Consider the following 20504-nt stretch of genomic DNA (forward strand, 5'->3'; position numbering starts at 1 on the left):
TCATGGGATGACAGACTACCGACTGCCGACCCGCTCAACCTGTTCGGCTAACACCCGGTTACGAGCGGCTAGCATCGGGGTGTGTCCGCTGAACCCTCGCTGCAGCGCCCGGACGTCGATTCCGACGCTCCGGTGTCCGAGGGTGCCTCCGGGCCGAACGGCTCCGGCTCTCAGGATAATGCGGCGCAGGCCGCGGGCGGAAGCACCCAGGCCGGACGTTCCCGGCACAATCGTCGCGGCAGACGCCGGCGCGGCAGGCGTTCCGGACGCGGAGGCGGGCAGCAGCAGAACACGGACTCTGCGGCCGAAGCGGGGTCCGGCGAATCGGCGAAACCGAAACCGGGACCGCGAAACGCGGGGTCGAAGGGCAACGGCGGCGCCAAGAACGCGGCGCCGAAGAACCTCACTTCGAAGGCAGGGTCGCAGCAGAGCGCCGACGACGGGCGGACCAAGCCGTCCGATCTCGCCAGCCGGGCGCGCCGCAGCGGGTCCAACAGTCCCGCGGCCATGCCCCGCACCAAGCGCCGTACCGCACGCAAGCCCGAGGCCGAGGGCGGACCGCGGCTGCACACGGTCCGCGAGACGTCGGCCGGCGGCCTGGTGCTCTCCGACATCGACGCTCCGTTCGGAGAGCTGTCGGCCGCGCTGATCGGCCGCATCGACAGGCGCGGGCGCATGATGTGGTCGCTTCCGAAGGGGCATATCGAGACCGGCGAGACGGCTGAGCAGACCGCGATCCGGGAGGTCGCCGAGGAGACCGGCATCGAAGGCACCATCGTCGCGCCGCTCGGCAAGATCGACTACTGGTTCGTCAGCGAGGGTCGCCGCATCCACAAGACGGTGCATCACTACCTCCTGCGATTCACCGGCGGCGAGCTGTCGGACGCCGACTACGAGGTCAGCGCCGTGGCGTGGGTCCCGTTGAGCGAGCTGCCCCGTCGACTGACGTACTCTGACGAGCGACGTCTGGCGCGGATGGCCGAATCGGTGATCGCTGATCTGCAGAGCGACCCACACCGGTTGGCGCAGTCAGAAGCCAGCTGCCTCCGCACCGAGCCGAACGACTATGAGAAAGCCGCAGCCGCACGCAACCAGCGACGCAACGAGCCGCCGCCGGCGCCGAAACCTCGTCGACGCCGGCGGCGCCCGCGTCGCACCGCATCCGGTGACAGCTGACCGAATCCCGTCGCGGCGTTCGTCACTTCTGTTCGTGCTGTCGGCGGTCGCCGTCCTGCTGGCCCTGACCGTCGGCGCAGTGCCTGTGGCGCACGCTGATTCGGCTTCCACCTCGTCGTACGCCACACTCGGACTGACCGAGGTCACTCCGACCACCGTCACCAGTTCCACCGGCGATCGTGTGACTGTCCGCGGTCGCGTGGTCAACACCGCGGGCAAACCGATCAGCGACGTCAGCGTGCGGCTGCAGCGCGGTCACGCGCTCACCGAGTCCTTCCAGCTGCGCAGCTCACTGACCTCACCCTCGGCCGACTACTCGGTGAGCAGCACCTCGCGGCACGTCACCGGCACCCTGGGAACCGGCGAGTCGGCCGATTTCACCATCTCGGTCCCCGTGAACGGCCCCACCGGTCTCGATCTCACCGAGGCCGGGGTGTATCCGCTGATGGTCGACGTGATCGGCACTCCGCGCGACGCGGGCACCGTGTCGATCGCGGATTCGCGCACGCTGCTCCCGGTGCTGTCGCTGCCCGCCAGCCGCACCCGCGCGCAGAACTACGTCGACCCGGCCACCGGTGCGCCCGGCGCTCCACTGCTCGGCCGGGACGGATCGATCGCGCCGAACACCTCCCGCCCCGCACCGTTCACGATGATCTGGCCGCTCGCGGCCGCACCGCAGGAAGCCGCGGGCATCCTCGGCGGCGGCACCGCGGAGCTGCGGCTCACGAGCGACGCCCTGGGCCATTCCCTGCAGCCCGACGGCCGCCTCGGGATGTCGTTGCAAGCGCTGGAGCAACTCGCGGGCACCGCGTCCTCCGACACTCCGCCGACCGTCGGCCCCGGAACCACCGAACCGGCGGCGAGTCCCGACGACCCGGTGCGCGACTCGACCTGTCTCGCCGTCGACCCCGACCTGCTGCTCACAGTCACGAGAATGGCCGACGGCTACGTCGTCACCGACGATCCGGCAGACCCCGAGGCCCGCACCCACGACGGGCAGGGCGCCTCGGCGGCCAAGTCGTGGCTGCGCGGCCTCACGCAGGTCGCGAGCCGAATGTGCGTCACCGCACTGCCTTTCGCACAGGCCGGCCTCGACTCCCTCCGCACCGTCAACGACGCCGGGCTCGCGCGGCGCGCCGTGCTGAATCCGTACGACACCGTCGATGCGATCCTCGGCGTCAAGACCGTGCGCGGTCTCACCATTCCCGCCACCGGAACGCTCACCGACGCCGGCCGCGATCTGCTGTCCGAACTCGGCGTCACCTCGGCGGCCATCGCAGCCACGTCGCTGACTCCTCTCGGCGCCGACCGCGCACCCACCTCGGGATCGGCGTCCGGCCGTTACCGGAGCCAGGCGACGCATCTGCAGAGCTACGACATCGCGATCAGCGCGGCCATCGGAGGCGCCGGGCTCACGCCGGTGGTGCCTGCGATCGTTCCCAACTGGCAGCAGCCGAACCTCTCGGGCGAGTCGGCGGTGAGCCGCAGGCAGGCGGCCGCCGCCGCCCTGGCCTTCCCGATGCTCGACGCTCCGGCGCCCACCGCGTCGGCCGAAGCGGATTCGACCAGGCTCCCGACCACCGGGCGGTCGGCGTTCATCATGCCGCCGACCTATTGGTCACCGACCGTGCAGGACGCACAGGCACTGCACGACACCGCCGAGCTCATGCTGTCTTCGGGCACCGCCCGCCCGGTGCCGCTCGCGACCGTGGTGGACGAGCTGCCTGCCGCTGCCACCCCCGCCGAACTCGACGTGCCCGGCGACATCTCGCCCGACGCGGCGGCGGGATACCCGATCACGCAGAGCGACGCCGAGACGGTGCGTCAGCGGCTGGACCGTATCGACCACATGCAGGCCGCCCTGGTCGGAAACGCCGAGACCGTCACCACGCCGGCCGAATACCTGGCGCCCTTGCGCGACGACCTGCTGCGCGCGGTGTCGAGCGCGTCGACCACCGATAACGCGGTGGCGCGCGGCCAGCGCACCGATCGGCTGACCGCGGTGGGCATCACTCTCGGCAACATGCAGCAAGCGGTCTCCCTGCTCGATCCCAGCGGCCGATACACCCTGGCCTCCGAGCGGAGCCCGCTGCTCCTGGTGGTCCGGAACGATCTGGCGCTTCCGATCCGGGTACGGCTGGACATCGACGCACCCAGCGCCCTGGAGGTGGGCGACGTCGGCACCGTCGAGATCCCGGCCGCCGGAACCCGGCAACTCCAGATCCCCACCCACGCGTCGAGCTCGGAACCGGCGACGGTGCACATCTCGCTGGTCACCTCCAGCGACGTGCCGCTGAGCACGCCCATCGAACTCTCGATCTACGCGAACGCGTACGGCAAGCCGCTGTTCTGGATCACCGTCGGTGCGGCCGTCATCTTGATCCTGCTGACCGCACGCCGGTTGTGGCATCGGTTCCGCGGCGAGCCCGACCCCGCCGACGAGGACCGGCCGGAGCCGGACGAGGAGGACCTGGAACAGGCGACGCTGAGCTATCAGGACAGACTTGAGGCGGAACGGGCCGCGGAGGGGCAACTCGACGGCGAGTTGCCCGGAGAACGCGCGGCGGGGGACTCTGGGCCGTGGGACAGTGGGCCGAGGGACAGCGGGGAGCGTGAATGAGCAATCGTCCGAACCAGCGCACCGGAGATCCGCGCGACGCCGGGCCGGGCGCCGCCAGGGCTGAGCCGGCGGCGGTGAGCCCCGGGGCGGCGAACGGCGGCGGAGCGGACGCTCCGGCGGTGAAGCCCGACGACTCCGACGTCGGCATCATGCGCACCGGCGGCTCCATCGCCATCGCGACCCTGATCAGCCGGATCACCGGATTCATCAGGACCGTCCTGGTCCTGGCGATGCTCGGCGGCGCGGTCGCGTCTGCCTTCCAGGCCGCCTACGTGCTCCCGAGCATGATCGCCGAAGTGGTCCTCGGCGCGGTGCTGACCGCCATCGTCATCCCGGTGCTGGTGCGCGCCGAGAACGAGGACGCCGACGGCGGCGCAGGCTTCATCAACCGCATCTTCACCCTGACGCTGGTGCTGCTCGGCGTCGCCAGTCTCATCGCGATCGTCGCGGCGCCCCTGCTGACCCTGTTGAACGTCGGCGACGGCCAGGTGAACCGGCCACTGACCACCGCACTCGCGTATCTGCTGCTGCCCGAGATCCTCTTCTACGGACTGTCGGCGCTGTTCATCGCGATTCTGAACATGAAGGGCCTGTTCAAACCCGGTGCGTGGGCGCCGGTCCTGAACAACATCGTTCAGATCACCACGCTGGTGCTGTACTGGGCGATGCCGGGCGAGATGACGCTGAACCCGGTCCGGATGTCGGAGCCGAAACTGCTCGTCCTCGGCATCGGCACCACGCTCGGCGTGGTGATGCAGGCCGCGATCCTGATGCCCTTCCTCCGCAAGGTCGGCGTCCACCTGAAGCTCGAGTGGGGTATCGACGCCCGGCTGCGGCAGTTCGGGGGCATGGCCGTCGCGATCGTCGCGTACGTCCTGGTACTGCAGGTCGGGCTCGTGATCACCTACCGGATCGCCGCCCACGCCACCGCGTCGGGAATCTCGGTGTACGCGACCCACTGGCAACTGCTCCAGCTGCCCTACGGCGTCCTCGGCGTCACCATCCTGACCGCGATCATGCCGCGCCTCTCGCGCAACGCGGCCGCCGACGACACCGACGCCGTCATCGACGACATGTCCCTCGCGACACGACTGACGATGATCGCGCTGGTACCGACGGTGGCCTTCATGACCTTCTTCGGCCCGGCCATCGGCATCGCGATCTTCAATTTCGGCAAGTTCGACGCCGATACCGCGTCCCAGCTGGGGTCGGTGCTGTCGTGGGGCGCGTTCACGTTGATTCCGTACGCGATGACGCTCGTGCAGCTGCGTGTGTTCTATGCGCGCGAGGACGCCTGGACCCCGACCCTCATGGTCGTCGGGATCACGGCCGTCAAGGTCGCGTCGTCGTATCTCGGTCCGGTGATCTTCGACGATCCCGAGCTCATCGTCCGGTGGCTCTCGCTCTCCAACGGTCTGGGCTATCTGGTGGGCGCGATCGTCGGTCAGATGCTGCTGCACAAGCGCCTCGGCATCACCCGGCTCTCCGACGTCACTCGGACGACATATCAGGCGATCGGGGTCTCGCTCGCCGTCGCACTCGCGGTGTGGCTCGTCGCCGATCTCACCGGACTCGACGAGATGTCGACGCAGGCGGGCAAGATCGGCTCGGTGGTCTATCTCGGATTCACCGCGATCATCGTCCTGGGCGTCACCTACCTGCTGCTGACCGCACTGAAGATCCCCGAGATGGTCACCATCAGCAACACGGTGCAGCGTCTCCTCGGACGGTTCATTCCGGCACTCGCCCCTGCACCCACACCGTCGGCCGACGACTCCGACTCGCGGACGATGACCATCCAGATCCCGCGGATCACCTCGGACGATTCGGTCCCGTACGCTGGTCAAGTAGACGTCCGTCGCCGGTTCGATCGAGGCACCGCGACGTGGCAGGAGTATTCGGTGTTGTCCGGCGGGGCGGTGGGCGAGACCATGGTCCTCCCGGTTGTGGGAGGTCCCGGTCCTCGACCTCGGCCCTACGGGCCACCACGTCAACGAGGAGTTCCGCCGATGGGCCAGAACGGCAACAAGGGCGGCCGTCCGACCGGCCCGGCCGCCGGTTCGCCGACTGGTCCGTCCAGTGAGGCCACCCGCATCATGGGACCGCCGCGCGGACCTCGCCTGGTTCCGGGCGCCGCCATCGCCGGTGGGCGCTACCGCCTCCTCGAGAAGGAGGGCGGAACCCGCGGCCTGGAGTTCTGGCGCGCCAAGGACACCGGACTCGACCGCGAAGTCGGCCTCACGTTCGTCGACCCCGAACAGAAGGCGCCGCCGATCCGGCCGGGCGACCGCGACGACGACACCGGTCCCCGCGCGATTCTGAATCGCACCCGTCGGCTCGGCCAGCTCCACTCGGCCGGCGTGGCCCGGGTGCTCGACGTGGTCCGCAGCGCCTCCGGCGGCGTGATCGTCACCGAATGGATTCACGGCTCCTCGCTCAAGGAGGTCGCGGCCACGTCGCCGTCGGCGATGGGTGCCGCGCGCGCGGTCCGGGCTCTGGCAGCGGGCGCCGAAGCAGCGCACCGCACCGGTGCGACTCTGTCGATCGACCACCCGGACCGGATCCGCGTCAGCACCGACGGTGATGCGGTCCTCGCCTTCCCGGCGGTCATCCCCGGTGACGACCGGACCGGCGACGTCCGCGGTCTCGGAGCGGTCCTGTACGCGCTGCTGCTCAACCGCTGGCCGCTCGACGCCGCCACCGGTGCGGTCGCGACAGCGGGTTCCGCGCCGGTCGGCGGGATTCCGCCCGCCGAGCCCGATCCCGAGCATCCGTCGCGTCCGATCGCACCGCGCGCGGTGAAGCCCGAGATCCCGTTCGAGATCTCGGCCGTCGCCTCGCGCGCTCTCGAGGGCGACCGGGGCATCCGCACCGCGGCCACCGTCCAGCACGTCCTGGACCAGGCGACCGTGGTCGATCTCAAGACCGACATGATCCCGCGCGTCGAGTCCCGGGAGGCTCCGGTCTCCGTGGCGCCGCTGTCGAGGACGCGCAAGGAACGCCTGCTGGGCGAGGGTGAGGCGGGTCGCCGCAACACCGCGCTGCTGGCGGGCGCCGGTCTGTTCGTGCTCTTCCTGATCGTCGCCGTGGTGGTCGCGATGACCAACGTCTTCGGCGGCTCGGGCAACACCGAGTCCGATATCGACTCGATCCTGCCGAGTGAGAGCGCATCGGCGACGTCGGCACCCGCTCGCACTCCCGCGGCTCCGGCGGTGAGCCTCAAGTCGGTGACGCTCCTGGACGTGTCCGGCGAACCGCCCGACTCCGCACCGAACATCCAGAACCTGCTCACCGGCACCCCGCCGGCCTGGCGGACCGACGCCTACCGTGGCAGTCCGCAGTTCGGCGGTCTCAAGTCGGGGATGGGGCTGCTCTTCGCCACCGGCGGCGACAACACCGTGCGATCGGTGACGATCACGACCACCACTCCCGGCTTCCAAGTGGAGCTGCGGACGTCGGACCAGAGGTCTCCGACCAGCCTCGATCAGACCACGCAGGTCGGCGGCGGAACCGTGGACTCCAAGTCCACGACGATCAAGGTCGACGAGCCGGCGTCGGCGCCGTACTTCATCGTCTGGCTCACCACTCTGCCCGTGGGGCCGAGCGGCGACTACCAGGCCGTGATCTCGAAGGTCAGCGTCTCCTGACGGCTCACGACGAGACCTTCTCCGGAGCCGGCGCCCACCCGGGCGGACCGAAGACGTAGCCGAGCTTGGCGCGCAGAGACGGGGCCTCGCGGACGTCGCGGGCGATGTTCACGTACTCGTGCGTCTGCAGGGTCCAGATGTTGTAGGTCTCGACGGGCTTGGTGAGCCCGTAGTGCGGCCGGTCGAGTTCGGGCTGGAACGAGCCGAAGAGCCGGTCCCAGACGATGAAGGTGCCGCCGTAATTGCGGTCGAGGTATTCCGGATCGCTGCCGTGATGCACTCGGTGGTGCGAGGGCGTGTTCATCACGAACTCGAAGGGTTTCCACATCTTGTCGATCCGCTCGGTGTGGATCCAGAACTGATAGACGAGGTTCAGCGAGTACACGGCGAAGACCACCGCGGGCGGGAAGCCGAGCAGGGGGAGGGGCGCCCACATGATGATACCCATGCTGTTGTTCCACTTCTGCCGGAGCGCCGTCGCGAAATTGAAGTACTCGCTGGAGTGGTGGGCTTGGTGAGTGGCCCAGACCAGGCGTACCCGGTGGGCGATCCGGTGCTCCCAGTAGAAGAGGAAGTCGAGAGCGATGAAGCCGATCACCCAGGTGTACCAGGCGTCGACCGGCAGATGCCACGGCGCGACGTACGCGAACAGCGCGCTGTACCCGAACAGAGCGACGAACTTCCAGAAGGCCGACGTCCCGATCGAGACGAGCCCCATCAGGATCGACGTCCGCGCGTCCCTGCGCTCATAGGAGCCCTTGGGCGGCCGGCCGTCGCCGTCCTCCCGCTCCAACTTGGCCGCGGCGTAGGTCTCCAACAGCAGCAGAACCGCGAAGAACGGGATCGCGAGCACCGTCGGCTCCCGCATCGGTTCGGGCAGGAAGTCCAGCAATCTCCACCCCTCCAGAACGCACGGACGGATTGTTCTCGTCCGATTTATTTGACACAGTACCGTGTCAGATATGCGGTGCCAACCCCTGGCCCGAATCGCCTCGGCGGTAGAATCTGATTCGATGAACAAAAACAGTGGTGGGCGAACATACGGGGGTGTGTCCGCCGCGGAGCGACAGAAACAACGACGATCCGCGCTCGTGGAAGCGGGTGTGGAGTTGTTCGGCACCGAGGGATACGTCAACGTCTCGGTCAAGAAGATCTGCGACGAAGCCGGTCTGACGCAGCGGTACTTCTACGAGTCGTTTCCCGACCGAGTGAATCTTCTTGCAGCGGTGTACCAGCGTTGCGTCGACATCGCTCGCAGCGCGACGATCGCGGCGGCCACCGAGGTCATCGATCGCGCCGGCGTGGCCGACGGACCGGTTCCGGCGGCTGTCATCCCGATCCTCGCCGAGGAGGCATTGGGCGGCTTCATCAACAGTCTCGTGGAAGATCCGCGGCGGGCGCGGGTCATCCTCATCGAGGTGGTCGGCGTGGCACCCGAGATCGAGAAGTTGCGGCTCGGCGCCATTCACGACTGGGCCGATCTGATCGCCGGATTCGCGAGCAACGGACGGCCGACCACTCCGAAGCAGAAGCTCGCGGCCATCGGCCTCGTCGGCGCCATCACGCAGTTGCTCGTCGACTGGCAGATGGCACTGACCGACCCGATCAACGAGCAGGCCGGCCCCGATCTGTTCCAGGTGGACTCGGTCCACGATGTGGTCACCGAGATGTTCGTCGCCACCTACGACAAGATCTTCGGCTGAGCCGGCCGCCGTCGCACCGGGCGACGGTCAGCGGTTCGCCGTGAGACGCTCACGGATCCGTGTGCACGCGTCGTCCAGTTCCGCGATCACGAACAACCACTCCGAACCGTCACCGAGGGTGAGACACAGACGATCGGCCTTGCCGCCGGAGAGCAGCCTGCCGGTTCCCGGCGCCGACCCGACGGCTGCCACGAACTTCAGCGCGACCGAGAAGCGCGCGCCGGCGGCTCGCTTCGACTTCGGCTCGAAGACGACGTGCGTCTTGGTCAGCGCCAGCTCACCGGGAACGGCCATCCGGCCCATCGATCGGGCGGCCCGCCAAGCGGCCAAGGGCTTGTCGTCGCTCATGAGACCAGCCTAGTAAGAGCGGCGGCGACAACGGCACCGAGGCGGACAGAGCCTCGAGAACACACTCTGATGTGCATAAGTCGGCTTCACCGCGCGATTCGTCCACAGGTTCGCCAACAACCATCCACAAAGTGAGGAAAAGCTCGAATCCGGCACTGTTTCGCGCTTAGTGTCGTCGCATGACTCGGGGGATCATCGATCAGAAGACCGATGCGCACTTGCTTCGCGCACACATCGGGGGCGACGCCGGAGCGTTCCGCGAACTGTACGAACGGCACCGGAATCATCTCTGGGCCATCGCCTTACGCACCACAGGCAATGAGGACGACGCCGCGGACGCGATGCAGGACGCGTGGATCTCCATCTACCGCACGGCCACCTCCTACCGAGCCGACGCATCAGTGTCGAGCTGGTTGCACAAGATCGTCGTGAACTCCTGCCTCGACCGCCTGCGCCGCATCCGCTGTCACGAGACCATGCCCCTCATCGAGTTCGAGTCGGCACTGCTCGCCGACGAACGCGACTACACGGTCGGGATCGACGTCGGACTGTCGATCGGCCGAGCTCTCGACGTACTGCCGCCCGACCAGCGGGACGCCGTCATTCTCGTCGACTATCACGGATACTCGATCCGCGACGCCGCGGCGATCCTGTCGGTGGCCTGCGGGACGGTCAAGAGCCGCTGCTCCCGCGGCCGGGCCAAGCTCGCGATGGTTCTCGAGTATCTGGACGATGACTGTTAGGGCTCCGGCCGACTCACCGGAGATCATCGCCGGAACCGATTCGTCGGCACGTGCGTCTAAGTAGTGTGGATGGCGACGACGGACGATAGGCGATTCTCAAAGATCATGGTTCCTTCAGCGAAGCACCGGGCGGGCCGCCCCGCGCCTGAGCCGCCGTACTCGACGGAGCTGCTGGCGGATCTGCACGCGGACGCACTCGAGCCCGAAGTCGCCGCACACGTCCGGAGTCGGCTCGCCGCCGATCCGCACGCCGCTCAAGTGCTCGCCGCGCTCGATCGCGTGCAGACGGAGCTGCGAGAACGCGGGCAGTCGGCGGCGCCGATGCCCGATGCGATCGCGGCCCGTCTCGATTCCGTGATCGACCGACTCACCGGTGGCTGAACCGTCGCGCCGAACGGCTCCTCGGTGAGGTGCGCCGCACCGGAACGCACACGCGGGAACATCGCGCCATACTCTGGTGTTGACTGATGCGTCTGCCCGGCGTCATCGCACGATGCAGGCCGCACCGAGCGGACTACGCGACAACGGAGGATTGATGAGCGACAACCAGAACCAGATCCATGACGTGATCATCGTCGGGTCGGGGCCTGCCGGCTACACGGCGGCGATCTACGCTGCCCGGGCCGAACTGTCGCCGTTGGTCTTCGAGGGCATCTCCTTCGGCGGCGCCCTCATGACGACGACCGAGGTCGAGAACTTCCCCGGCTTCCAGAAGGGGATCCAGGGTCCCGAACTGATGGACGAGATGCGCGAGCAGGCGCTCCGCTTCGGAGCCGACCTGCGCATGGAGGAGGTCGACGCCCTGCGGCTCGAGGGCGAGATCAAAGAGGTCGAGGTCGCCGGCGAAGTCCACCGGGCCCGCAGCGTCATCCTCGCGATGGGGGCGGCGGCACGTTATCTGAACGTCCCGGGCGAGCAGGAACTGCTCGGCCGCGGTGTCTCCGCATGCGCCACCTGCGACGGCTTCTTCTTCCGGGACCAGGACATCGCGGTGGTCGGTGGCGGCGACTCAGCGATGGAGGAAGCGACCTTCCTGACCAAGTTCGCGAAGTCGGTCACGCTGATCCACCGCCGCGACGAGTTCCGCGCCTCGAAGATCATGCTCGAACGCGCTCGCGAGAACGAGAAGATCCGATTCATCACCAATGCGACCGTCTCGGCGGTCAAGGGCGAGAACACCGTCACCGAACTGGAGCTCACCGACACCGAGACCGGAGAGGTCCGGACGCTCGACGCGACGGGAATGTTCGTCGCGATCGGTCACGATCCGCGAAGCGATCTCGTCAAGGGACAGGTCCAGCTCGACGACGACGGTTACGTCAAGGTCGTCGGCCGCACCACGTACACCAACCTTCCCGGCGTCTTCGCTTGCGGCGATCTCGTCGACCACACCTACCGACAGGCGATCACCGCCGCCGGCAGCGGCTGTTCGGCCGCTATCGACGCCGAACGATGGCTCGCCGACCAGGCCCACGCCTGACCGAACCTCACGCCGGCCATCCGAGCCGACGACCATTCAGGAGGAAGAATGTCTGAGAACACCGTTGCAGTCACCGACGCGACCTTCGCCGGCGACGTGATCGAGGCCTCCGGGTCCAAGCCCGTCCTCGTCGACTTCTGGGCCACCTGGTGCGGCCCCTGCAAAATGGTGGCTCCGGTGCTCGAGGAGATCGCCCGCGACAACAGCGACAAGCTGACCGTCGCGAAGGTCGACGTCGACCAGAACCCGAACGTCGCCCGCGAGTACCAGATCATGAGCATTCCCACGCTCATGCTCTTCTCCGGCGGTAAGCCGGTCAAGACCATCATGGGCGCCAAGCCCAAGGCGGCTCTGCTTCGCGAACTGTCCGACGTCCTCGCCTGACATCGCTGCCGATCGGCCCACGCCCGCACCCGGGCCGTGGGCCGATCGTCACAGAACGGCGCGATCATTTGTCGCGCCCGGCGCTGGCTGAGAGAATGGTGCGAGTCTCGGATCAGCAATGCCTCGGTCCGGGTCGGCGGTATCGAGAGAGTGGGAAGTACGTATGCAGGTGTTGCGTCTGGGGGACCACGGTTCTGCGGTAGCCGAGATCAGGGCCATTCTGGCCACCCGTGGATTACTGCCCGACGCTGCACCCACCCCGCCGTCCACCACGCAGGGCCCCTGGTCGCCGCCCGAGGCGGTCTTCGACAAGGCCTGCGACCGTGCGGTGCGCGCCTTCCAGCAGGAACGCGGACTGATCGTCGACGGGATCGTCGGATACGCCACCTACACCGCCCTGCGCGAAGCCTCGTACCGTCTGGGCGCCCGCATTCTGCTCTACCGGCTCTCCGCGCCGATGACGGGCGACGACGTCGCCACGCTCCAGTCGCGCCTGCAGAATCTCGGCTACTACCACGGACTGGTGGATGGAATCTTCAGCGAGGTGACGCACCACGCCGTCTGCCTGTACCAGACCGAGTACGGTCTCTCGTCCGACGGCATCTGCGGGCCCGCGACGCTGCGATCACTGGAACGTCTCGGCACCCGCGTCACCGGCGGCTCGCCGCACGCGATCCGCGAGGAGGAGCACGTTCGCAAGTCCGGTCCGCAGCTCACCGGTAAGCGAATTCTGATCGATCCCGGCGACGAGAGCCCCATCGGGAACGAGAACACCCTGCTCTGGGATCTGGCGGCCCGTCTCGAGGGCCGGATGTCCGCCGCGGGTATGGAGACATTCCTGTCGCATGACGCGAAGACGACCCCGACCGACGACGACCGTGTGCGGGTGGCCAATCTCGCCGATGTCGACCTGATGATCTCGTTGCGAACCGGCCATTACCCGAACGAGAAGGCCAGCGGGCTCGCGACGTTCTACTTCGGCAACACGCACGGTTCCTACTCCACGATCGGGCGCAATCTCGCCGGGTACATCCAGCGGGAGATCGTGGCACGCACCGGCTTCCTCGACTGCCGCAGCCACCCACGGACCTGGAACATCCTGCGCTCCACGCGGATGCCGGTCATCGTGATCGAAGCCGGCTACATCACCAATCCTCACGACGCCGCGCAGCTGAGCGACCCCGCCATCCGCGACACCATCGCCGAAGCCGTCCTGGTCGCAGTCAAGCGGCTGTACCTGCTCGGTGAGAACGACCGGCCGACCGGAACTTACACGTTCGCCGAACTGCTTGCGGCAGAACAGGTCACCGGCTGACTGATCGGGTCCGCCAGCATTTCCGCCGGCGGGGTCTCCACCAGTTTCCGGAGCGCACGCTCCACCTGGCTCTTCCAACCCAGGCCCTCGTCGAGTTCGAGCCTCAGACGCGGCAGGTACGGGTCGTCGGCGACCACCTCGAACCCGAAGTCCGTCAGCAGTCGGGTCGGCAGAATGCACCGGCGGCACACGTCAGCGGCCAGGCCGCTGCCGAGAAGCAACGTCACCAGATCCATCGCGAGGGACTCGTCGTCGCCGCTGAAACCGAACGCCTCCACCGCGCGCACTCCGCGCCGGACGAGGTCGGCCACGACGGCGTCGAGCAGTGCCGTCGACTCGCTCTCGAAGCCCGGTTCCATGCGAATCGTAGTGAGTAGAACGGCATCCGCACCGACCGGGGCGGTGGGGAAGTGCTGCGCGCGGGGCACCCGTCCCGGCGGGGAGTAGAAGGCGGCACCGACGACTCGTCCGGTCGTGGGTTCCACAGCGACCTGACAGCACACACCCCATTCCAGCAGCAGTCCCGACAGCCAAGCCTCTTTGTCGAACTCACTCTCGGGTCCGGCGGAGTCCGTGCGCTTATCACCTCCGGTGATCACCGTGTCGATCGCGGGCGACCCACCGGTCCGATCGACCTCCCAGAAGACGCAACGACGGGAATGCAGCGGCAGAGTCTCGAAGTCTTCGAGCTCCAGTGGCACCACAGACAAACCCATCGCTGCGGTCTCCTCCTTCTCGCGGCGGAAGATCGTCAAGGTTTAGCGCCACACATGGACGCCGTCACAGTGACGAAACAGCCACGTATTCTCGTATACCCCTTTGCGGGACTACTTTTCGGTCTGTTCGGCGATCACATTGACGATCCGCTCCAGATCGTCGACCGATCCGAATTCGATCGATACGCGTCCCTTCCGCTTACCCAGGCTCACCGTCACCTTGGTATCGAGACGATCGGACAGCCGGTTCGCCACATCCTGCAGCCCCGGCATCTCCATCGGCTTCCGCTTCTTCGCGGCGGGCTTGTCGTCGACGCCGTCCCGATTCGCGAGAGTGACTGCTTCCTCCGTGGCTCGGACCGACAGTCCCTCCGCGACGATCCGCGCCGCCAGTGCCTCCTGTGCGTCGGCACCCGCTTCCAGAGCGAGGAGTGCGCGAGCATGCCCGGCGGAGAGGACACCGGCCGCAACCCTGCGCTGGACCGGAATCGGGAGCCGCAGCAGCCGGATCATGTTGGTGATCACCGGGCGTGATCGACCGAGCCGAGTGGCGAGCTCTTCGTGTGTCACGTCGAACTCTTCGAGCAACTGCTGATAGGCGGCGGCCTCTTCGAGTGGGTTCAGCTGTGCTCGGTGAATGTTCTCCAGCAGAGCGTCTCGGAGCAGATCGCCATCCGGGGTCTCCCGAACGATGGCCGGGATGGTCTCCAGGCCCACATTGCTGCCGGCGCGCCACCGTCGTTCGCCCATGATGAGCTGATAGCGCGCGCCATTCGCGCCGGGGGAGGGGAGCTCCCGCACCACGATCGGTTGCATGAGACCGAACTCCCGAATCGAGTGCTCGAGTTCGGAGAGCGCCTCCTCGTCGAAGACTGTGCGCGGCTGCTTCGGGTTCGGCTCGATATCGCTCGGTGCGATCTCACGGTAGACGGCGCCGATCTCGTCTGCTCCACCGCTCGCGGAAGAGGCCTGTGACGCTGAGGGCGCGGGACCGGTCGGCGCGAGGAGATCCGACGATGGCTTCTCCGCCACCGCAGCACCGACCTTCGGTGATCCGCCACCGATGACGACGTCCGCGGCGGCGGAACCCATCTTCGTGGTATTCACACCGTGATCGTCATCGCTCGGCCCCGTAGGAATCAGCGCTGCCAGACCTCGTCCCAGACCTCCGCGACGTTGAGTGTCTCGCTGACTCATACCGTTCCTCCTACAGCAGCGCCTCGCTCCGCCAACTCACGGGCGGCGTCGAGATAACTCATGGATCCACGTGAACCCGGGTCGTACTCGATGATCGTCATACCGAAGCCCGGAGCTTCGGAGACCTTCACACTGCGGGGAATGATCGTCGACAGCACCTTGTCGCCGAAGTGATTCCGAACCTCCGCAGCCACCTGATCCGCGAGCTTGGTGCGGCCGTCATACATGGTCAACAGAATGGTCGACACATGCAGTTCTTTGTTCAGATGTGCCTGGACGAGTTCGATATTCCGCAGCAGCTGGCCCACGCCCTCGAGCGCGTAATACTCGCACTGGATCGGAATGAGGACTTCACGGGCCGCGACCATCGCGTTGACCGTCAACAGCCCGAGCGACGGAGGGCAGTCGATCAGCACGTAGTCGATCTCGAGCTCGGCCAGCACGGCCGGATCGAGGGCATTTCGCAGGCGGCTCTCGCGCGCTACGACGGAAACCAACTCGATCTCGGCGCCGGCGAGATCGAGAGTTGACGGAACACAGTACAGCCGATCGTTGGCCGGCGACTTCTGGATCGCTTCCCGCAGCGGCACGTCGTCGAGAAGCATCTCGTATACAGACGCGATTCCCGGCTTGCGATGGTCGATGCCCAGGGCCGTACTCGCATTACCCTGCGGATCGAGATCGATGACCAGGACCCCGAGGCCGTGCAGCGCGAGGCCGGCCGCAAGGTTCACGGCGGACGTCGTCTTCCCGACTCCACCCTTCTGGTTCGCGATAGTCATCACCCGCGGCTGTGGTGGTCGGGGGAGCCTGCCGGTGCCGCCGGGGGTCAAAACCTGGCTCGCGCGGGCTGCCGCGGTCGCTATCGGGGTGTCGTCGTAGCTCTGCACTGGCGGTACTGGTGGCGTTTCACGTGAAACGCTGGGCTCGTGGTTGGGCACCCCGGAACTCCTTCGGTCAGTGCTTCCATTGTGCGCCCTCCGGCGAAATGACACCAATTCTTGAGCCTCCATCAGTTCCGGCGGGCAGCCCGACGGGCCGCCCGCGCATCACGTGCTGTCTCATTGCGCCGCCCGACTATCAACGTGGTCGGCGTCTCCAGCATCGTCCCGCATTGAGCCACTGCCAGATCCCGGATCCCGGACCTCATCACCTTCTCCCAATCGCGAGCGATCTCGTCAGGCGCAGACTGCCCCTTCAGTGCGACCAATCTGCCGCCTCCTCGGATCAGGGGAGCGGACCATTTCGCCAGCCGTTCCAGCGGCGCGACAGCCCGCGACGTGACTACATCCGCCGGCTCCACTGCCTTCAGCACCGCCTTCTCTTCGGCGCGACCGCGTACCACCGTCACGTTGTCGAGTGGAAGCCCGGAGACCACTTCCTCAAGAAAGGTGGTCCGGCGAAGCAACGGCTCGATGAGAGTGACCGCCAAGTCCGGACGAGCGATCGCGAGGGGGATACCGGGCAAGCCCGCGCCGGACCCGATGTCGATGACGCTCGCACCATCCGGAATCTCCTCGGAGACCACGGCACAGTTGAGCAGGTGCCTGGTCCAGAGTTGCGGCAGTTCACGGGGACCGATGAGTCCGCGGACCACGCCCTCCTCAGACAGAATCTGCGCGTACTTCTCGGCCAGCGGCAGTCGTTCGCCGAATATGGCCGCAGCGATCTCCGGCGTCGATTCGGCAGCCGCCGGCGTCGGGTCATCCTCTGACATCTATCCATCCCTTCGATGTTCCACGTGGAACACGGCCGTTGTGGTGCCCGATCGGTTGAGTGGTTTCACGTGAAACCCGCTCCGCTCGCGAGCCGCGATCCTGAAGCACGCAGCAGATCCACGATCGAGACAACTACCGGCCACCCTGCTAGGGGAGCGGACACGCTCAGGGCAAGCACACGTCTGAGAACAGACTTCGCACCGTAGCCGGACAGCCTCATTCAGTTTAGTCCGCACCGACCCGCCACCCGACGTCGGGAACCGATTTCCACAGATTGCCGATCTAACCCACAACCTGACGCCACCCGTCGACCGGAGCTTCCACTCCTGGTCTTGTTTCACGTGAAACACAGGGCCAGCCGCGAACAGCGCTGATCGAGCTGGACAGTCGGACGCGGGCGCGGGTTTCACGTGAAACGCGCTCAGAGCATCTGATGACGCCGACCCGGAGAACCACACTGACGTAAGTCAAAACAACCGAATGGAAGAGCTTCAGACAAGGCCTTAGACCCTGGACCCATAAAGTCACTGTGTCGAAAAGACGATCCCCGCGACACCCTGTTGTCAGAGCGTTGCGGGGATCGTCTGCGGATATCCAATCGGGGCTAACCCCGGATCAGGGGAGTCGTCATTCCTTGATGACGACCACACGGCGGTTCGGCTCCGCCCCCTCACTCTCGCTGTAAACTCCGTCAACCGCGGCGACGGCGTCGTGCACGATCTTCCGCTCGAAGGGAGTCATCGGGTCGAGCGACTCACTCTCGCCCGAATCCCGCACACGCTCGGCGACCTCGTTGCCGATGCGAGCGAGACGGTCGCGGCGATCAGCACGCCAGCGGCTGATGTCGAGCATCAAGCGGCTGCGGTCACCGGTCGACTGCTGCACAGCCAGTCGCGTCAGCTCTTGGAGTGCGTCGAGCACCTCGCCGTTGCGACCGACGAGCTTGGTCAGGTCCTTGCCGCCGTCGATGCTGACGATCGCTCGGTCACCGTCGACGTCGAGATCGATGTCGCCGTCGAAGTCGAGAATGTCGAGCAACTGCTCGAGATAGTCGCCGGCGATCTCGCCCTCCTCGACCAACTGATCCTCTTCATCGATCTCGTCGAGATCAGCGTCCTGCTCGATGGGCTCCACAGGATCGACCTGTTCAGTGTCGTCACTCGACACAGTCTGGTCCGTCATCTTCTACCTCACTTAATGGAAACGTCTGAATGAGTCGCGGCGCCGTCAACGGCCGCCGGGCCGACCCTTCTTCTTATTGCGCTTGCTGCCGGATTTCCTGGCTCCGCCCGGCTTCGCTTGACTCGGCTTCTGCCCGGGAGACGGCTTGTTGGCCGCCGGCTTGGTCGTGCCCTGGCGCTTGGCTGGACTCGACTTCTTGCCGCCGGCGGACTTCGTCTCATCTGACGCGTCGTCCACTTCACCGTCGACGACCGCAACCGTGGTCGGTGCCCTCTTCGTCTTGTCGGGTCGGGCGCCGGGCTTCGGTGCTGCGGCCCTGAGCCGCTCTTCCTTCGCGGCCTTCGCCTCTTCTTCTTCACGTGCGATGCGTCCGAAGACGATGTGCTGCTGGCCGTAGGTCCAGAGGTTGTTGCTGACCCAGTACAGGAGGATGGCGACCGGGAAGAACGGACCAGTGACCAGAATGCCCAGCGGGAAGACGTACAGTGCGAGCTTGTTCATGATCCGTGTCTGAGGATTGTCCATCGCCTCAGCACTCTGCCGCGCGACCGAGGCCCGCGAGTTCATATGCGTGGCGATCGAGGCCACGATCATCAGCGGGATCACCACGGCGGCGATCTGCCAGCGCGAGAAGTCGATGGGCTGGCCAGGATCGACGAACGCCTTGAACTGGTCGACCGGTTCGGTGATATACGACGAGAGCGGAACACCGAACAGTCGCGCATCCAGGAAGTTCTGCACCTGGTCGGCACTGAAGACGTAGTTGGCGGTATTGCGGGTCTGCTCGGCAGTCATGCCGCCGCTGGCCGAACCGCCGATCGGCATCGAGGTGCCCGCACCCATCCGGTTGAACGAACGCAACACGTGGAACAGACCGATGAAGACCGGGATCTGCATGAACATCGGCAGACACCCGAGGAGTGGATTGAAGCCGTGCTCCTTTTGGAGCTTCTGCATCTCCTCGGTCATCTTGACCCGGTCGTTGGCGTACTTCTTGCGAATCGCCTGCATCTGCGGGTTGATTTCCTGCATCTGCTTCGTCGTGCGGATCTGCTTGACGAACGGCTTGTACAGAATCGCGCGGAGGGTGAAGACCAGGAACACCACCGACAGGGCCCACGCTATTCCGTCCCAGCCGGGGGAGTTCGGCATGATGCTGTCGAACAGCCAGTGCCAGACCCACATGATCCAGGACACCGGGTAGTAGATGAAGTTGAGCACGGCTCACTTACCCCTATCTGAAGTTGGTGCGGTGGCACCACTGTTTGAAGTCTTGCTGCGCAGCCACTCCACAGGTCCTCGTTCGGGGACCGGGTCGTAACCGGGCTTGTGCCACGGGCCGCACTTCAGCAGGCGCCACGTCGCGAGTACCGAGCCCCACACGAATCCGTGTCTGTCGAGCGCTTCGACGGCGTAGCCGCTGCAGGTGGGTTCGAACCGACAGGTGGGCATTCGAGTCGGCGAGATCCACGTCCGGTAGAGCTCGATGACGAAGATCAAGCTCGCCCGCGGGAGACGATAGAGCCGCTGTCCGAGACTCATGGGACGACCGTTCCCCGGTCCGCACGCGCACAGGCAGCGGCCACCTTGCGGTGGGCGAACGCGCCGCGCAGCGTCTCGGCCAGTTCGGAACTCGAACGATCCACGATCCCGGGGTGCGCTCGCAGTACAACGAAGGTCTCCGGCGGGAGCACCGAGGGCGCACTCTCGGCGAAGGCACGACGAAGTCGTCGTGCGGTCCTGTGACGGATCACGGCGTTACCGACCTTCTTCGAGATGATCAGGCCGAGCCACGGCCCACCGTGCAGGGCCACGTCCGGGCGCAATCCACTCCCGTCCGGCCACGCCGGTGCGACCGGCGCCACGTGAACTGTCAGATCACGTGCCGAAACCCGCACACCCTTGGAGAGTGTGCGGGTGAAATCGGACTTCCTAGAAATCCGCGCCGAGTCGGCCGACACCGATTGCCCGGGCCGGATTCGCGACTCAGGCGGTCAGCTTGGCGCGGCCCTTGGAACGACGTGCGTTCACGATGGCGCGACCGGCGCGAGTCCGCATACGCAGACGGAAGCCGTGCACGCGAGCGCGACGACGGTTGTTCGGCTGGAAGGTGCGCTTCCCCTTGGCCACTGGAAACTCCTCGTGTTGGAACTGCAGGCGGTCTTCGGCCCCTCATGGATCGGCCGGGGCCGAGCTCGTGATGAGCGCGCGTTACCGCAGTCCATGTACAGGCGACCTTTCGAGGGTACTGGCCCCCGGAAACCAAATCAAACGA

Annotated in this window: 20 protein-coding genes; 9 read left to right on the forward strand and 11 right to left on the reverse strand. The window is 66.5% G+C overall.

All coding sequences use genetic code 11. The annotated features are described in order from the left end of the window. The first annotated feature begins 81 nt into the window (after positions 1–81). From GSI01S_RS11585 to murJ, 3 genes are read left to right on the forward strand one after another with little or no spacing between them, the layout of a single operon-like run. Positions 82–1176, forward strand: a complete 1095-nt coding sequence (locus GSI01S_RS11585; protein WP_006896748.1) for an NUDIX hydrolase — start codon at positions 82–84, stop codon at positions 1174–1176. Further along, a complete protein-coding gene (locus GSI01S_RS11590; RefSeq protein WP_174302290.1) occupies positions 1166–3796 on the forward strand; it encodes a DUF6049 family protein in 2631 nt (876 codons plus the stop codon). Before GSI01S_RS11585 ends, GSI01S_RS11590 begins: the two co-directional genes overlap by 11 nt. Further along, a complete protein-coding gene (gene murJ / locus GSI01S_RS11595; RefSeq protein ID WP_006896750.1) occupies positions 3793–7443 on the forward strand; it encodes a murein biosynthesis integral membrane protein MurJ in 3651 nt (1216 codons plus the stop codon). The genes GSI01S_RS11590 and murJ overlap by 4 nt, the downstream gene beginning before the upstream one ends. Positions 7444–7447: 4 nt before the next feature. On the opposite strand, the gene GSI01S_RS11600 is transcribed toward murJ, so the two are convergent. Further along, a complete protein-coding gene (locus tag GSI01S_RS11600; RefSeq protein ID WP_006896751.1) occupies positions 7448–8335 on the reverse strand; it encodes a sterol desaturase family protein in 888 nt (295 codons plus the stop codon). Positions 8336–8456: 121 nt separating this feature from the next. On the opposite strand from GSI01S_RS11600, the gene GSI01S_RS11605 reads away from it, so the two are divergent. Beyond that, positions 8457–9146, forward strand: a complete 690-nt coding sequence (locus tag GSI01S_RS11605) for a TetR/AcrR family transcriptional regulator (RefSeq protein WP_006896752.1) — start codon at positions 8457–8459, stop codon at positions 9144–9146. Between the two features lie 27 nt (positions 9147–9173). On the opposite strand, the gene GSI01S_RS11610 is transcribed toward GSI01S_RS11605, so the two are convergent. Further along, positions 9174–9494 carry a hypothetical protein gene (locus tag GSI01S_RS11610; protein ID WP_006896753.1) on the reverse strand — a complete coding sequence of 107 codons (321 nt, stop codon included), beginning with the start codon at positions 9492–9494 and terminating at the stop codon, positions 9174–9176. Positions 9495–9673: 179 nt separating this feature from the next. On the opposite strand from GSI01S_RS11610, the gene sigM reads away from it, so the two are divergent. The 5 genes from sigM (at position 9674) to GSI01S_RS11635 (ending at position 13416) form a co-directional block, all read left to right on the forward strand. Beyond that, positions 9674–10237, forward strand: a complete 564-nt coding sequence (sigM, locus tag GSI01S_RS11615; protein WP_006896754.1) for an RNA polymerase sigma factor SigM — start codon at positions 9674–9676, stop codon at positions 10235–10237. 105 nt (positions 10238–10342) lie between these two features. Further along, entirely contained in the window at positions 10343–10618 is a 276-nt protein-coding gene (locus GSI01S_RS11620) for an RsmA family anti-sigma factor (protein ID WP_101841504.1), read from the forward strand. 154 nt (positions 10619–10772) lie between these two features. Further along, the gene (gene trxB / locus GSI01S_RS11625) at positions 10773–11717 is read left to right on the forward strand and encodes a thioredoxin-disulfide reductase (protein ID WP_006896756.1); all 945 of its coding nucleotides are present in this window, start codon (positions 10773–10775) and stop codon (positions 11715–11717) included. A 48-nt stretch (positions 11718–11765) separates the two neighbouring features. Then, on the forward strand, positions 11766–12101 hold the full coding sequence (gene trxA / locus GSI01S_RS11630; RefSeq protein ID WP_006896757.1) for a thioredoxin: 336 nt from the start codon (positions 11766–11768) through the stop codon (positions 12099–12101). A 163-nt stretch (positions 12102–12264) separates the two neighbouring features. Beyond that, complete coding sequence (locus GSI01S_RS11635; RefSeq protein ID WP_006896758.1) at positions 12265–13416, forward strand: N-acetylmuramoyl-L-alanine amidase; 1152 nt, start codon at positions 12265–12267, stop codon at positions 13414–13416. On the opposite strand, the gene GSI01S_RS11640 is transcribed toward GSI01S_RS11635, so the two are convergent. The 9 genes from GSI01S_RS11640 to rpmH form a co-directional block, all read right to left on the reverse strand. Further along, positions 13371–14132 carry a hypothetical protein gene (locus GSI01S_RS11640; RefSeq protein WP_006896759.1) on the reverse strand — a complete coding sequence of 254 codons (762 nt, stop codon included), beginning with the start codon at positions 14130–14132 and terminating at the stop codon, positions 13371–13373. The two genes, GSI01S_RS11635 and GSI01S_RS11640, sit on opposite strands and share 46 nt — an antisense overlap. Before the next feature lie 111 nt (positions 14133–14243). Then, positions 14244–15329 carry a ParB/RepB/Spo0J family partition protein gene (locus GSI01S_RS11645; RefSeq protein ID WP_006896760.1) on the reverse strand — a complete coding sequence of 362 codons (1086 nt, stop codon included), beginning with the start codon at positions 15327–15329 and terminating at the stop codon, positions 14244–14246. After that, on the reverse strand, positions 15326–16342 hold the full coding sequence (locus GSI01S_RS11650; protein ID WP_006896761.1) for a ParA family protein: 1017 nt from the start codon (positions 16340–16342) through the stop codon (positions 15326–15328). Before GSI01S_RS11650 ends, GSI01S_RS11645 begins: the two co-directional genes overlap by 4 nt. Beyond that, positions 16342–17046 (reverse strand): 16S rRNA (guanine(527)-N(7))-methyltransferase RsmG, encoded by a 705-nt coding sequence (gene rsmG, locus GSI01S_RS11655; protein WP_006896762.1) that lies wholly within the window; start codon positions 17044–17046, stop codon positions 16342–16344. Before rsmG ends, GSI01S_RS11650 begins: the two co-directional genes overlap by 1 nt. A 628-nt stretch (positions 17047–17674) precedes the next feature. Beyond that, positions 17675–18229, reverse strand: coding sequence for a Jag family protein (locus tag GSI01S_RS11660; protein ID WP_006896763.1), 555 nt, complete (start codon positions 18227–18229; stop codon positions 17675–17677). A gap of 45 nt (positions 18230–18274) precedes the next feature. After that, positions 18275–19450, reverse strand: a complete 1176-nt coding sequence (yidC, locus tag GSI01S_RS11665; protein ID WP_006896764.1) for a membrane protein insertase YidC — start codon at positions 19448–19450, stop codon at positions 18275–18277. A 3-nt stretch (positions 19451–19453) separates the two neighbouring features. Next, on the reverse strand, positions 19454–19771 hold the full coding sequence (gene yidD / locus GSI01S_RS19825; RefSeq protein ID WP_006896765.1) for a membrane protein insertion efficiency factor YidD: 318 nt from the start codon (positions 19769–19771) through the stop codon (positions 19454–19456). Continuing rightward, positions 19768–20190: a ribonuclease P protein component gene (gene rnpA / locus GSI01S_RS11670; RefSeq protein WP_006896766.1), complete on the reverse strand. Its 423-nt coding sequence runs from the start codon at positions 20188–20190 to the stop codon at positions 19768–19770. The genes yidD and rnpA overlap by 4 nt, the downstream gene beginning before the upstream one ends. 25 nt (positions 20191–20215) lie before the next feature. Further along, positions 20216–20359, reverse strand: coding sequence for a 50S ribosomal protein L34 (rpmH, locus tag GSI01S_RS11675; RefSeq protein ID WP_006896767.1), 144 nt, complete (start codon positions 20357–20359; stop codon positions 20216–20218). Between the last annotated feature and the right edge of the window lie 145 nt (positions 20360–20504).

The organism is Gordonia sihwensis NBRC 108236 (assembly GCF_000333035.1).
GTDB lineage: Bacteria > Actinomycetota > Actinomycetes > Mycobacteriales > Mycobacteriaceae > Gordonia > Gordonia sihwensis.

Bases quoted from the DNA above. Each gene is read 5' to 3' on its own strand.
- murJ (WP_006896750.1), top strand. From the start codon at position 3,793: ATGAGCAATCGTCCGAACCAGCGCACCGGAGATCCGCGCGACGCCGGG.
- GSI01S_RS11605 (WP_006896752.1), top strand. From the start codon at position 8,457: ATGAACAAAAACAGTGGTGGGCGAACATACGGGGGTGTGTCCGCCGCG.
- GSI01S_RS11610 (WP_006896753.1), bottom strand. From the start codon at position 9,494: ATGAGCGACGACAAGCCCTTGGCCGCTTGGCGGGCCGCCCGATCGATG.
- sigM (WP_006896754.1), top strand. From the start codon at position 9,674: ATGACTCGGGGGATCATCGATCAGAAGACCGATGCGCACTTGCTTCGC.
- GSI01S_RS11620 (WP_101841504.1), top strand. From the start codon at position 10,343: ATGGTTCCTTCAGCGAAGCACCGGGCGGGCCGCCCCGCGCCTGAGCCG.
- trxB (WP_006896756.1), top strand. From the start codon at position 10,773: ATGAGCGACAACCAGAACCAGATCCATGACGTGATCATCGTCGGGTCG.
- trxA (WP_006896757.1), top strand. From the start codon at position 11,766: ATGTCTGAGAACACCGTTGCAGTCACCGACGCGACCTTCGCCGGCGAC.
- GSI01S_RS11635 (WP_006896758.1), top strand. From the start codon at position 12,265: ATGCAGGTGTTGCGTCTGGGGGACCACGGTTCTGCGGTAGCCGAGATC.
- GSI01S_RS11640 (WP_006896759.1), bottom strand. From the start codon at position 14,132: ATGGGTTTGTCTGTGGTGCCACTGGAGCTCGAAGACTTCGAGACTCTG.
- GSI01S_RS11645 (WP_006896760.1), bottom strand. From the start codon at position 15,329: ATGAGTCAGCGAGACACTCAACGTCGCGGAGGTCTGGGACGAGGTCTG.
- GSI01S_RS11650 (WP_006896761.1), bottom strand. From the start codon at position 16,342: ATGGAGGCTCAAGAATTGGTGTCATTTCGCCGGAGGGCGCACAATGGA.
- rsmG (WP_006896762.1), bottom strand. From the start codon at position 17,046: ATGTCAGAGGATGACCCGACGCCGGCGGCTGCCGAATCGACGCCGGAG.
- GSI01S_RS11660 (WP_006896763.1), bottom strand. From the start codon at position 18,229: ATGACGGACCAGACTGTGTCGAGTGACGACACTGAACAGGTCGATCCT.
- yidD (WP_006896765.1), bottom strand. From the start codon at position 19,771: ATGAGTCTCGGACAGCGGCTCTATCGTCTCCCGCGGGCGAGCTTGATC.